9 protein-coding genes are annotated in these 13385 nt (G+C 47.5%); 6 read left to right on the forward strand and 3 right to left on the reverse strand.

The annotated features are described in order from the left end of the window. Positions 1-131 precede the first annotated feature (131 nt). On the forward strand, positions 132-2096 hold the full coding sequence (locus Q0R57_RS11990; protein WP_294747953.1) for a hypothetical protein: 1965 nt from the start codon (positions 132-134) through the stop codon (positions 2094-2096). 108 nt (positions 2097-2204) lie between these two features. Here Q0R57_RS11990 and Q0R57_RS11995 read toward each other — a convergent pair whose 3' ends face one another. Together Q0R57_RS11995 and tsaE are read right to left on the reverse strand one after the other, a co-directional pair. Next, positions 2205-5621: a hypothetical protein gene (locus tag Q0R57_RS11995; protein WP_294747956.1), complete on the reverse strand. Its 3417-nt coding sequence runs from the start codon at positions 5619-5621 to the stop codon at positions 2205-2207. A 36-nt stretch (positions 5622-5657) separates the two neighbouring features. Continuing rightward, a complete protein-coding gene (gene tsaE / locus Q0R57_RS12000; RefSeq protein ID WP_294747960.1) occupies positions 5658-6071 on the reverse strand; it encodes a tRNA (adenosine(37)-N6)-threonylcarbamoyltransferase complex ATPase subunit type 1 TsaE in 414 nt (137 codons plus the stop codon). Positions 6072-6216: 145 nt separating this feature from the next. Here tsaE and Q0R57_RS12005 point away from each other — a divergent pair, with 145 nt between their 5' ends. The 5 genes from Q0R57_RS12005 (at position 6217) to Q0R57_RS12025 (ending at position 11825) form a co-directional block, all read left to right on the forward strand. After that, positions 6217-7932, forward strand: a complete 1716-nt coding sequence (locus Q0R57_RS12005) for a helix-turn-helix domain-containing protein (RefSeq protein ID WP_294747963.1) — start codon at positions 6217-6219, stop codon at positions 7930-7932. Positions 7933-8054: 122 nt separating this feature from the next. Continuing rightward, positions 8055-8414: a helix-turn-helix domain-containing protein gene (locus Q0R57_RS12010; protein WP_294747966.1), complete on the forward strand. Its 360-nt coding sequence runs from the start codon at positions 8055-8057 to the stop codon at positions 8412-8414. A 9-nt stretch (positions 8415-8423) separates the two neighbouring features. Beyond that, complete coding sequence (locus tag Q0R57_RS12015) at positions 8424-9533, forward strand: AraC family transcriptional regulator (RefSeq protein ID WP_294747969.1); 1110 nt, start codon at positions 8424-8426, stop codon at positions 9531-9533. A 115-nt stretch (positions 9534-9648) separates the two neighbouring features. Beyond that, positions 9649-10629 (forward strand): LD-carboxypeptidase, encoded by a 981-nt coding sequence (locus Q0R57_RS12020; protein ID WP_294747972.1) that lies wholly within the window; start codon positions 9649-9651, stop codon positions 10627-10629. Between the two features lie 5 nt (positions 10630-10634). Further along, positions 10635-11825, forward strand: coding sequence for a GH3 auxin-responsive promoter family protein (locus Q0R57_RS12025; RefSeq protein ID WP_294747975.1), 1191 nt, complete (start codon positions 10635-10637; stop codon positions 11823-11825). A 9-nt stretch (positions 11826-11834) separates the two neighbouring features. On the opposite strand, the gene Q0R57_RS12030 is transcribed toward Q0R57_RS12025, so the two are convergent. After that, positions 11835-13385 carry a PglZ domain-containing protein gene (locus Q0R57_RS12030; RefSeq protein WP_294747977.1) on the reverse strand — a complete coding sequence of 517 codons (1551 nt, stop codon included), beginning with the start codon at positions 13383-13385 and terminating at the stop codon, positions 11835-11837.

Below are 13385 nucleotides of genomic sequence, written 5' to 3' on the forward strand. Positions count from 1 at the left end.
AAGTAACATATAGGTAACACACTTGTGACTAAAATTCATACCTTTGCAGCGTAATCCCCGTAAACTGGAGATAAATCAATTAACAATATCAATAACAATTTTACTAAATTATTAACCCAAAGCAAAAAGGTATGAAAAAAGCTTTTACTTTAATTGCAGGTATGCTGCTGATTAGCAGTGGTGCCTTTGCACAGACAAAGTGGACAAGTGTCATTACTAATGGTGACATGGAAGGGGCTGCAGATCCAAAGTGGTCTAGTTTCTGGGTTCACGATTGGCGTACTCCTGAGCAGGTAGGCGAGATTGATCCGGAGAGCGGTCAGCAATTTGACGAATCTACTCAGACTGAATTGTCTGCTGGTCAGTTCCAGGGCTTCGCAGAGATTGTTGCAGATCCCGACAATCCATCTAATCATTGCGCACGCGTTATTATTCGTAGTAAGGCAGAAGCTGATTCTGTTGGTAACCCCACGACAGACTCTGGTAACGGTAAGCCAGATTGGGCTGAATGGGACTCTCAGTTCTTTATCTATGCACTGGATAGTATTCCTGTAGGTAAAGAAGTGCGCCTGACTTTGAGTATTAAAGCTGAGAAGGCTGGTACTCTCCAGACTCAGGCTCATTTCAATCCTGGTAACTATAACCACTATTCTTTGTTTGGTGATATTAACTATGGTACAACATGGTCTACTGTAGAAGTCTCTGCTACTGTTGATAACAACCATACTCAGGCTGCTAATGGTAAAGGATTCCAGAGTGTTGCTTTCAACCTTTCTACCATGCAAGACGGTAATGTTATCTATTTTGATGATGTGAAGTTGGAGATCAAGGATCCTAAGACGATCGATCCACAAGATGAAGTCAAATGGGTGAACTTCATCAGAAAGGGTACCCTCAGCGAGGATAAGATCGGTAACTTTACCACCTTCACAGGTCGTAATGGTGCAACTGGCAAGGATGAAAAGGCTGAGCTTGTAAATGATCCTATTGATGGACAGCCTGCTTTGAAGGTGCAGACTGTAGCATGGAACACATATGAAGCTCTGAAGGATTCTCTCGGCAACGACTCTCTGGATGCAGATCTGAATCCTGTATATAACAAGTATTTGATTGTAGATGGTGATACCATTCTGTCTTCTGTAGAAAAAGATAAAAAGCCTTTCAACGACTGGCAGACTCAGTTCTTCGTAGCTGTTAATCACAAGTTCGTGACTAATGAGCCATTCAAGTTCAAGATGTGGGCACGTGCTGAGCGTGTTGATGGTCAGGCCCTTGAAGATCCTATTTCTCTTGACACTCAGATTCACACCGCACCTGGTGGTTATATCCACTGGTCATTCGTCGGATCAATCGATGGAATAGATGAGAATTGGCAGGAGTTTGAATTCGGTGATGACGATGAACCCAGAACGATTCCTTCAGAGGGTAAGGGTGGTCAGACCGTTGCATTTAACTGTAACAAGAACAAGGATGTTCCAGTGAATATCTACTTCCGTTTCGAGGAACTCGACTTTAATGAAGGCTATGTTCTTGACAACGAGCGCGTTCTCGCTTCTACCGATGCTCTCATGTATGTTGGTACTAACGTGGATGGTATGGGAGCAGGTCAGCTCGACCTGACTGAAGCCATGAAGGTTCTTGAGATTGACAACTTCGATAACTATATCGACAATACTAAGATGAAGGTTCAGGCTCTCAATGAAGACGAAGAAGTTGTTTATAATGATGTTGACTTGACAGCTGGTGCTAATATTAATGCACAAGGTTACTGGCAGGACAACGATCAAAATGCAATTATCTTTGAGATTGACGAGGACAACACCGGTGATGGCATCCTGGCATTTAATACTACCAACAATGGTGTAACTGTTGATGAAAAGGGTATAGCTACCAAGTTTGCCTTCGAGAAGGACGGCTGGCGTTATCTCTTCAATGTAAACATTGTTGATCCTGATTCATACGAGAAGGCTCAGGGCATCACCGAAGTGAATGTAGCTCCTAAGGTTAATGCAATCTTCGACCTGATGGGTCGTCAGCTGACCAAGGCTGGTAAGGGCCTGTACATCATGAACGGCAAGAAGGTTCTGGTGAAGTAAGAAAACAATTGTAAGTTTTTAAATATCCCTCTTTTGAAACACTGCAAGTCGTCAATTCCCGGACGGCTTGCAGTGAATTTTTTTGTCTATCCCTAAATAATCTGTGTTTTATTCTTTGAGAAACTTATGTCCGCTTTGGATATATAGTCCTCGATGGATGTTTGTGTTGTTTATCTGTCGTCCTTGCAGGTCATATATCTTTGGCGAGGTCGTTATTTCTTTTTCTCCCACCTCTTTGATAAATGTCGTGTTATCGTCGGCAGCAAGCAGTTGCAGATGGTCAATATAAAGCAGCGTGTTGTTAGCGGCACCAGCGCTGGCTGATGAGCGATAGCCTAACGAGATGGTGATGGTTTGTTCAGTTGTGAGCTCGAAGTCATAGCACAGCTGTTGCCACGTGTTCTTTTCCGTAGGATAGCGGTAGTCTGTTGTGCTTCCAATCTTGGTTCCCGTGAGCGATGTGCAGGTGTTGTTGCCGCTGGTGGTTATCACTTTGCCGTTGTTCGATGTCATGTTGGTGCATTCACAGCGCACATCCATCAGTAGCCGGTAGCTTCCTTCTGGTAGCGTCACCTTCTGTGTGATGGCGTTCGAACCTGCCGACCATGAGTTCAGCACCGTCAGCACACGTGTGCCGCATGTTTCATCGAACAAGGGTCGGGGACAGCGTGCAGAATAGTTACCTACGTTAGCAGGACTGACACAATACTGCGTGGTGCTATAGGGCATGGAATACATACGACAGAAGTTAGAGGCACTTGACAGCGTATTGCCTGCCGTCCACCCATTGACGGGTAGTATGTTGGGCCATTTGCTGTTGACGGCATTCACTGTGTTTACATAGCAGGGATTGTAGGTCACGCTGCCCAGCGTCACGTTGCCATCGGCTTTGCCGTATGTCTCGTCTGTTTCGAACGAGGCGTTTACGAGTTTCTCTTCTGTGATGTCCTTGTAGCCTTTCGTGAGGTCTTCTGCTTCTGCCGTTTCAGGAAACCCGGCAGCTTCCTCGACCAGAAGCTCGCCTCCACGTATTGAAATCTTGATAACCTTGTTGCTCAGTTCTATCTCTTTGTTGATAGTCTGTCCTTCGTCCACGCCATTCACCTTGATGGTGTTCTTACCTTTTATGTCGTTGCGCACATAGATGGCTGTTGAGTCATTGGCATCTTGGATGGCCGTGACGCCCTGACCTATAATAAATATTTTCAGGGTATTAATCACCGAATGGTTCTCCTCGGCAATAAAGGTGGCTGTTGATCCTTGATCGTCTATTGTCGTCTCAGTAGTGAACACAGGATTACCCATATAAGTCCATGCATTTTCAATGGTGCACTTCTGGTCGCTGGCAAAGTTGCTCAGCAATAGATAGTGAGTCGCATCCGGATCAGAAACGATGGCACCATTCCAACCATCTGGTGTGGAGAGTTGCTTGCTCATGGTATAGAGCTTGAGCGTGCTGTCAGAGGCATTGTTGCTATAGTATACCATCGCCCTTCTGCCTACCACGTCGTTTGCTTTGTATGTCCTGTTGGTGTCATCGTACATGGCATAGAACTTAGCAGTCATTATGGAATTGTTGTTAGAACGCTCGCCAAACGCCATTTTTCTGTATTCTTCTCCTGGCCCTAATGTCAAAACACTTAATGCGTTATCAATGTTAATAAGTGGGGTCTTCATGACGGTCAACTTGCTGCCGTCAAGTTGCATCTCACTCTCTGGGTATGTATGATAGAAGGTACGTGTGGTCTGTGTCATCTCATCCACGCTGATAGCCATCAGTCCGCCTTTCTCGGCAGTGATGGTGCAGGGGGCATTAGCGCGTACATAATCTATATAGACGACGGCATTGCCTGGTGTAGAGTAGATGGCAAAGCGGTTGTTCAGTGTGCCGTCATTGGTATTCAGCTCGCCGTTCATCACGTAGCTGTTGCCTCGCAGGTCGTAGATGCCTGCAATGACGGGGGTAGCATTGGTGGCTTTGCCTTGTACCTCATACCAGCCCAGGAAGTTGCCGGTGTTGTTGGCACGGAAGGGGACGATGAGGTTTGAGGTTTGAGGTTTGAGGTTTGAGGTATTAGGAGCAATGTAGCCCGTGTAGCTTTGGAGGCCAGCACTCCATGAGAAGCAGGTGAAGCGGTCTTTGGAGGCAGCACGTACGATGTTCTGCGATGACAGAATCTTCGCAGTGCTGTAGGTACGATTGAAGTCGTCCCAAAGGGTGGGGGTGAGGTCTGCGGTAGAGAGCATCTCGTGCATCAGCCACGTCATCATCACGCGGTGGGCCTCCACACCCATGCGTCGAGCACCTACATCGGCACGCAGCAGCCACGAGCCGTCGGTGGTGGTTGTTTGTCGATGCTTAATCATCTTATAGGCCATGTTCTCGAGCATCAGGGCATGCGGGTCTCGCAGGAAACAGGCATTGGTTGAGTAGCTGGTGATCTGGTCATATAGAAAGAGACTCCAGTCGTTACCGTTAGGCATTGCCAGCTCGCCGTCGCTGAGTGCCAGCCAGTAGAGCACCTCCTGCATCACCTTGTCGTTGTTGTGCATCAGCGCGTTGGTTTTCCATTTCTCCTCGCCGTAGAGTTCCTGCTGGAACAGCTTCAGCGCCAGTGCAGCCTCGCCCAGTTCCTGGATGACGACGTTCTGATAGGAGGTGTGGAAGTAGTTGTGGTTCTGTAGCGTGTAGTCATCGTAGAGGTTCTGTCCTTTATACAGGTCCTTTACTGTCTTCTGGTCGTAGTCAGGGTCGATGATGGTATAGTCCTTGGCATCATCCTTTTGCGAGTAGCTATTGATGGCAAACTCACGCAGCCGCTGGAACCATCGTGGTGCCAATGCATCGTTGGGAAACAATCCCAGGGTGACAGCCAATACATCCGCCTCCCAGCCATTCTCCTCGGCCTTGGTGTCGCCGGCATAGCCAGTGGGTATGGTGCGGTTCAGTTCGTAGTTACATTCCGCCTTCAGCAGTTTGTAGATATAGTTCTTTTGTGTATCGCTGAGCTTGTCCCATTGGAAGAAGGCACTGTAGGCCACACTCATAGCCCATAGTGAGCTCTCCCAAACGGCATCGCTGGTAGATGTGGAGCCCCAGTAGTTGTTGCCTGAGCAAACCTTCAGCTTGTTGGCCTTATGGGTGGAGTAGGCAAAGACCAGACTCTTCATAGCTATCGTCTCGATGTCGTCCCATGTGACGTTTTCGGGCAGTGTCACCTTGTCTTTTCCATATTTTGCTAGGAAGGCGCAAATCATCGAGAGGTCGGCATTGGGTCGCACGCCTCGTTCGTCGTTGGCCATGGTGTTCTCACCTTTGAAGCATCCGCACACCTCGCCCACGCTGTTGGGCGCTACGCAGTCTTGGAAGTCGTTCTTCATATATGTGGCGAAGTTGGCCAGCATCTGCAGCAGGCCGCTCTTCATGTTTTCCTCGGCAACGAAATCGCCGAGCACGGTGGTCTGTGCTGATATGGGGGCGTTCAGCGTTAGGAGGGCGATTAGTAATGTCAGTAGTTTCTTCATTTGTAGTATTCTTTTGATTTGTTTATTTGTTTCAGTTTACCATCTCACGGTTCTTGTGCCGTCGGCATTCTCCGCTATATTCACCTTCACCGCATCATCGGGCAGTAGATCCTCAATCAGTTCGGGCCACTCTATGAAACAGAGGGAACCTGAGTAAAAATAGTCTTCATAGCCCATGTCGTACACCTCCTCCAGTTTCTTGATACGATAGAAGTCGAAGTGGAAGATGCTTTGAGATTTGAGTTTTACCTCGTACTCGTTGACAATGGCGAAGGTGGGACTGGTGATGACGTCCTCCACACCCAGCTCCTCGCAGATGGCTTTGACGAAGGTGGTCTTGCCTGCCCCCATCTTTCCATAGAAAGCAAACACCTTGTGTTCGCCTATGTTCTCAATAAACTCGCGAGCTGCCTCGCGAATAGTCTCAATGTTCTTAATCTGTATTTCCATTACAATAATTTTTGTTGGCAAAGATACGAATAAGTGAGCACAATACAAAATAAAACAGCAATTTTTATCTTTATTGTTATTCTTTCTTGTATTTTGTTTGAATGTAGAAAAAGTTTTCTTATCTTTGCAATTAAAAAGCGATGATATGAAAAAGGTGGCATATCTAACCATACTATGTTTTGTCCTCCTGTTGGCCGGTGGCTGTGGGGGAGACAAGTCTGTGAGACAATTGCCGCACCTGGGTGATACGCCTTACCAACAGGACTCAGTATTAGTAGTTTATGCCACAAATCCAGAACGGGCGCTCATCCTGCTCGATTCTGCCTTGCTTTTAGGCAATATCAGCGAATACCGAGCTCAGTTTATCCGCGCTAAAATCTACAGCAAGTCACTCGAGAAGCAGAATCCGGATTCTGCTATCATAATCTGTGAGACACTACTCTGTCACGACTCGGTAAGAAATGAGCCTTCAGAGCAGGAGAATATCTATGACATGCTCATTGCCACCAGTCGTGTCAAACATGATGATGAAGCGTATCTGCATTGGGCTACACAAAAGGCCACGCTTTGTCAGCAGCAGGGCGAAGACACCGAACGATGGCGCACTGAGGCCGATATTGGTCTGGTGATGACGTTTCTGGGACGGGTTGACGAAGGACTTGACAAACTCGACGAAGCCATCAGCCACCTCGATGCTCCCGGTAGCATTGACCGCATGGATGCCTTTATCGTTGCTGTAAAACGTAAGATCAACGCCCTTAATGAACTACATCGTGATGCCGAAGTCATTCTGTTGGCACAGCGCATCCTCGACCGCTTGGACCACTACGAACAACATTCAAAGGACTATGCTGAGGACAGCTACCGCCTGTCGTGGAGTGACAACCCCACCGACCGTGACCGTTATCTGGACTATTGTCGTGCACAGGCATGGGCATTCATGGCGCAGGCGTATGCCTTGAACAATGAAAGGGCAAAGGCTGAAGATTATCTCTTGTTATTTAATCAGAGTGGTTACGGCAAGACCTTCATGGCCCGCCGCATGATAGCCTCCACGCAGATGGCCTTGGGTATGTATGACGAGGCATTGACCACTTACGATGAGATGGAGTGTCGTATGGCTGGTGACACGCTCAACGATGACTATGCCGTCATCCTTCGTTCACGAGCTGTCGCAGCATATTCCAAGGGATATCAGGCGGAAGCCTACGATTACCAAAGACGTTATGCCAACCTCTCGAAAGCGTTGAGCGACAGTCTTCATGCCAGTGAAGCCCATGATTATGCCGCCCGCTATCATGCCCAGGAACAGCAGTTGATGATTCATGAACAACAGGCTGTGGCCGAGCGCTTACATATCATCAGTGTCGCCATAGCGGTTTTAGCCCTGCTGGCCATCGTCTTTGCCCTCTATTTCTTCCGACAGAAGCGTGTTGTCACAGAAAAGAACCGTGCCTTGGTACGTATGATTAATGAGCAGTCGCAGCAGCTTGCCCCCCAAGCTCTCCCCATGAAGGAAGAGCAGACAGATGTCTTTTTATCTGTTGATACGGCCATCCGCACAGAGCGACTTTTTGCCAATGTCGGCTTGCAGCGTCAGGATATCTGTGACAAGTTCTCAATCAGTCGCCATGCACTTAACGACCTATTGTCTGAGCACACTGATGGACTTTCCTTTCCACAGTATATCAACAATATTCGTTTGGAGGAGGCACTCTGCCTGCTTCGAGACAATCCAGAAATGACGGTCTCTGCAATTGCCTCTGAGGTGGGCTTTATGCCTGCAAATTTCCGTGAACAGTTTAAGAGGAGATATGGTGTAACACCGGCTGAATTCCAGAAATTGCGTAAGAAAATGTAAGATAATGATGTACATTTCACGTCTGAAATGCACTTTTTTGGGCCATATACCAAATATGTGCATATGTTTTCTTCCAAATTAAACCAATAATGATTAATTTTGCGGAAGAAAATTTTAACCGCATGGACAAAGACCTATTTAAAACTATTGATTCCATTATCCGTAATGAACGCCTCTATGCGCAAGTGAATTTGATGCGTGAAGACATCATGGAGCGCTTCGGTATTGGCCGTCACCATTTGAACAATCAGCTAAATGCCTTTGCCGATGGCATGTCCTTTCCTCAGTATATCAACTCTATCCGTATGGAGGTGGCTTATGACCTGTTAACCAACCACCCTGAGAAGAACATCACCGATGTGGCCCGTGAAGTGGGTTTCACCGCTCCTAATTTTCGTGAACAATTTAAGCGCTGCTATGGCATTACGCCTGCAGAATACCGTGCTGGTCTTACTATTGCTGATGGCTCTGATGATGAATAATAATTAATTATGTACGCGCATCAGAGTTTACAAGACCTTATATTTCTCATGTTCTATGGCGGCACTACTGTGCTGGCCCTATTGGCTGCTCTTTATCTGTGGCTAAGGCGTAGCAATGCTATTGCACCAGATGTCAATCCGCCAAAGGTGCTACGTTGTTGCACGGCAGCCTTCTTTATGGCAGTGGTACTGAGTCACGTGTGGTGGTTTGCGCTTGGCTTCTATTGGCTGACAGATGACCGTTTGGTGCGCAACATCACAGCAGTAGCACTCGACCATGTCACACTCGTGCCGCTCGCGATGGCTATGCTGCTACGTATGTTGCAGGACCGTCATCGTCGTTTCTGGCCTTGGGTTCTGACTCAAATACCCATTGTCGTTTTGGCTTTCATAGGAATTGCCAAACACGATGAATTCTATGGTTTAGAGATGTTACACTATTGGGAGGTGACAGTCATGGTCGTCTTTGTTGCCCATTACGTCTATGCACTGATACGTTATGGTCGTTGGCTGCACGATAACTATGCCGACTTGGAGCATAAAGAGGTGTGGCAGAGTCTGCTCTTTGTGGTTATTATTCTGATTATATATGAGATATATACAACGAACCCAGGAGAGATTGTTAGGGAGTATCTGGCACAAGCGAACACTATTTTCATCATCGTCTTCCTGCTTTGGCGTGTGGAGACATTGCAGCAACTCGAAGAGGTCATAGATGAAACCATCACGGATTGCGACGACGAACCCAAGAGTGCCTCCGTAGCCGTTCCCTCTAACATTGGTGCCTTGCTTCATGACTTTTGCGAAACACCAAAACTCTATCTGCTACACGACCTGACGCTGACACAACTCAGCGAGATTGTTGGCACCAACCGTACCTATTTGAGTTGTTATTTCGCTCAACAGGGTATAACCTATAATGCTTATATCAATCGCCTGCGCATCGAACATTTCGAACGCATTTATAATGAATCTTCTTCATTGATGCGTCCCATTACCGCCAATCAGTTAGCCTACGAGAGTGGTTTCAAGAGCTACAGCACCTTTGCAACAGCGTTCAAATTGTTCAAAGGGCAGACCGTCACAGACTGGATGAAGTCTCAGAATTTACAAAAATAGTCTCAGAATTTACAAAAATGCAGTTGTGAGACTGCTAACTATTGCCTATTATCAAAAAATAATGTACCTTTGTATATCGGTACAGAAAGCTGCCAGAAACTATAATTATAAAAATATGTATCAAGGAAAAAAGATCGTACAACCGCCCTATCTGAAGCCAGGGGATAAAGTGGCTTTTATATCCCCCGCCTATTGGGTGCCCCAAGAGGCCATTCAGTTAGCTGCAGAGACCATCAAGGGCTGGGGTTTACAACCTGTCATCGGCCCCCACACCAACAATCTGAATGTTAATGCATACGCAGGAACGGCAGATGAACGTGCCGCAGACCTGCAGTGGGCATTCGAAGACAGCAGCATTAAGGCGATTATATGTTCGCGTGGTGGCTATGGTTCACTTCACTTGCTGAGCCGCATACCGCCAGAATACTTCCAGAAAAACCCTAAATGGCTGATAGGTCATGGTGATATCACCACTCTGCTCTATGCTGTGGCCAATGCCGGCATCATGAGCATCCACGGCCCTATGGCATTCCAGATAGCAGGCAGCCAGGAGCCGGCTACCTCTCTCACTCGAGATATTCTTTTTGGTACATTGCCACAATATAAGATTCCCGGCAACCCCTATAACCGTACCGGTCATGCAGAAGGAATACTTATAGGAGGCAATCTTTCAAGTTATTCTGCCATATCGGGCACAAGATACCACCTCCCACCGAAGAAAGACATCATTCTTTTTATAGAAGAAGTGGAAGAATCGCTGCACAGTATAGATAGGTTGTTCTACATGTTGTCGTTGCAGAATGATTTCGAAAGGGTGAAAGGCATTATCTTCGGTTCGTTCAATTCCGTCAAGTACGACCTGCAGTATGGTTGTGTTGAGCAGATGCTGATTGCTCACCTTGCCAAATATGACATCCCCGTATGCTGTGGCTTCCCTGTGGGCAGCAACAGCTGTATTCCTTTGATTGAAGGTGCACCATGCTCGTTGGATGTCACTACAGACAGTGCCACTCTGACCTTCAATATGAAAGGATCGGTGGAACAATATGAAATAGAAATTGCCAATCCAGAACTCATCAAGGGTAGGAACCGATAACGCCTATGGACGAGAAGATCATCAAAATAGTGAATGAGACACGGTGGGCTGATGGCCAGGAAGTGAGAAGCAGACTGGAGGACATTACCTACAATCCCATGCGCAGTCAGGAGGAATTTGTCATGAGGCTGGTGCGTGAGAATGCAAAGACGTTGTTCGGACGTGACCATCGATTTGAAGGCATCCATAACATGGCCGATTTCAGATGCTATCTGCCCCTGACCACTTATGATGATTATTCTGCCTATATCGAGCGTGTTGCCAAGGGCGAACGAAACGTCCTGACGGCCTATCTCACAGAGCACATATCTACCTTTGATGGACAGAAGCAGTTGCCCCAGTCAAGATGGAGTGTGCAGACGAGCTATGACTACAGTTTCTGTGCGGGCTTCTATCTGGCAGGCAATTATGGCTATCTGACAGAGGGCATGACACTCAACCTCGTTGATAATAATGTGGAGCGACTATCCTCTGGAATGACTATAGGTAATCTGTTGGGGCGTTTGTTGGTGAAGCGTGACTTTGACAGTAAGCAGATATATGCCATACCTGTTGATATAGCAGGCAAACAAGACCAAGCAGACTATAGCTATCTACAGGCACTCTATGCCCTTAGTCAGAAAGACATATCGCTGGCCATCTGCGAGCATTATGACTACATGGTGGAACTGTTGCGCTATATCGAGAAGAACTGGCCCAAGTTGACCGAGGATATAGAAAACGGCACTGCCTGCATACCGCAAAATCCTGAACGGGCCAACGCCATTCGCGAAATAATGGAAGATCACCATATTGGTACGCAGATGGTACATCAACTGTGGCCAGCATTGCGTTGTATTATGGTTTGCGATGTAGACTGCCTCAGCGCCAGCTTCGAGCTGCTACGCACCTATTGTGGTAGCAACGTACATTTTATCTTTACTGGCATCAGTTCACCAGAAGGAACTTTCTCAACCACGGTCAACCTTGATGACCCACAGACGGTTCTCATTCCTGACAGCTTGTTCTATGAGTTCAAGCCGAAAGAGTCAACGAGCTATAACCAGTTGCTCACTCTCGACCAGTTGGAGATAGGTCAGAGCTATGAGTTGGTAATTACGACGATGGCGGGTCTCTATCGCTACAAGACGCATAAGCATTTCCTTGTCGTTGGCCGCTATCATGATACCCCAACGGTGATTATCGATAACGGATAATCCTTATTCTTATCGTTTCTTACCTGTCATTGTGATGAGCGGAATAATCATCTCTTCCATTGAGATGCCGCCGTGCTGGAATGTGTCCTTGTAATAGGACACGTAGTAATTGTAGTTGTTAGGATAGGCAAAGAACGAGTCGCCAGTGGCGAAGACATAGCTCGTAGAAAGGTTGGGCGATGGCAGTTGGGCCTGTGCGGGGTCTTTGATGACAAAGAGGTCCTTGGCATCGTATCCCAGATTCTTACCCAACTTATAGCGCAGGTTTGTATTGGTGTTGCGGTCGCCCACAATCTTCACGGGTTTGGTGCAGCGTATGGAGCCGTGGTCGGTGGTGACGATAACCTTATAGTTGGTCTGAGCCAACCAGCGGAAAAACTCGGCGATGACAGAATGGCGGAACCATGACAATGTGATGCTGCGATAAGCCGATTCGTTGTTAGCCAACTCGCGTACCATCTTAGACTCTGTTCGTGCATGGCTCAGCATGTCGATGAAGTTGAAAACTACGACGTTCAGGTCGTTCTTGCCCAACTGGTTGAGTTGCTGCATAAACTTTTCGGCATCGGAAGAAGAGTTGATTTTGTTGTACGAGAATGACTCATGACGGCGATAGCGCTCCAGTTGTGTCTGGATAAGTGGTCCCTCGTTGAGGTTCTTGCCCTCCTCTTCGTCCTCGTCCACCCAGAGGTCAGGAAACATCTGGGCTATTTTGTTGGGCATCAGTCCACTGAAGATGGCGTTACGGGCATATTGTGTGGCCGTAGGTAGGATGGAACAATACAAGTCCTCGTCCAGGTCGAACTGGTCGCCAATTTCCTGAGCCAATACTCGCCATTGGTCGTAGCGGAAGTTGTCGAGAACTACCAGAAATACCTTTTCCTTTTGATTCAGAAGCGGGAAGACCTTTTCCTTAAAGATACGGTTAGACATGAGTGGCGTATCAGAACTGCCGCCGCCAACCCAGTTTAGGTAGTTCTTCTTGACGAACTTGGCAAAGCCAAGGTTGGCCTCCTCTTTCTGCATGGCCAGCATCTCCGTCATCTGTGAGTCGGTACTCGACAGTTGCAGTTCCCAGTGCACCAATTGCTTGTACACAGCAATCCATTCCTGCCATGTGCGGCAGTCTATAATCTGCATGGCAATCTGCTGAAACTGCTGCTGGTAGCGGCTTTGTGTCACCTCGGTCTCTATCTCGCGACGATGTATGTTCTTCTTCAGTACCAACAGAATCTGGTTGGGGTTCACAGGCTTGATGAGGTAGTCGGCAATCTTCTGTCCTATGGCTTGCTCCATGATGTTCTCCTCCTCGCTCTTGGTCACCATGACTATAGGAGTGGCAGGCGATATCTGCTTGATGCGCTGCAGCGTGTCCAGACCGCTGAGGCCTGGCATCTGCTCATCGAGCAATACGAGGTCGAAGGACCTGTTGCGACACAGGTCGATGGCATCGGTGCCGTTACTCACGGTAGTCACTTCGTAACCTTTTTTCTCGAGAAAGATGATGTGGGCCTTCAGTAGCTCCACCTCATCGTCAACCCATAGCAGATTGTAATTCAT

This window comes from uncultured Prevotella sp., from assembly GCF_946407605.1.
Lineage (GTDB): Bacteria > Bacteroidota > Bacteroidia > Bacteroidales > Bacteroidaceae > Prevotella.

What these genes read in the sequence shown, in the direction of transcription:
- Q0R57_RS11995 (WP_294747956.1), bottom strand. Translation starts at nt 5,621, where the DNA reads ATGAAGAAACTACTGACATTACTAATCGCCCTCCTAACGCTGAACGCC.
- Q0R57_RS12030 (WP_294747977.1), bottom strand. Translation starts at nt 13,385, where the DNA reads ATGAATTACAATCTGCTATGGGTTGACGATGAGGTGGAGCTACTGAAG.
- Q0R57_RS12020 (WP_294747972.1), top strand. Translation starts at nt 9,649, where the DNA reads ATGTATCAAGGAAAAAAGATCGTACAACCGCCCTATCTGAAGCCAGGG.
- Q0R57_RS12015 (WP_294747969.1), top strand. Translation starts at nt 8,424, where the DNA reads ATGTACGCGCATCAGAGTTTACAAGACCTTATATTTCTCATGTTCTAT.
- Q0R57_RS12005 (WP_294747963.1), top strand. Translation starts at nt 6,217, where the DNA reads ATGAAAAAGGTGGCATATCTAACCATACTATGTTTTGTCCTCCTGTTG.
- Q0R57_RS11990 (WP_294747953.1), top strand. Translation starts at nt 132, where the DNA reads ATGAAAAAAGCTTTTACTTTAATTGCAGGTATGCTGCTGATTAGCAGT.
- Q0R57_RS12010 (WP_294747966.1), top strand. Translation starts at nt 8,055, where the DNA reads ATGGACAAAGACCTATTTAAAACTATTGATTCCATTATCCGTAATGAA.
- Q0R57_RS12025 (WP_294747975.1), top strand. Translation starts at nt 10,635, where the DNA reads ATGGACGAGAAGATCATCAAAATAGTGAATGAGACACGGTGGGCTGAT.
- tsaE (WP_294747960.1), bottom strand. Translation starts at nt 6,071, where the DNA reads ATGGAAATACAGATTAAGAACATTGAGACTATTCGCGAGGCAGCTCGC.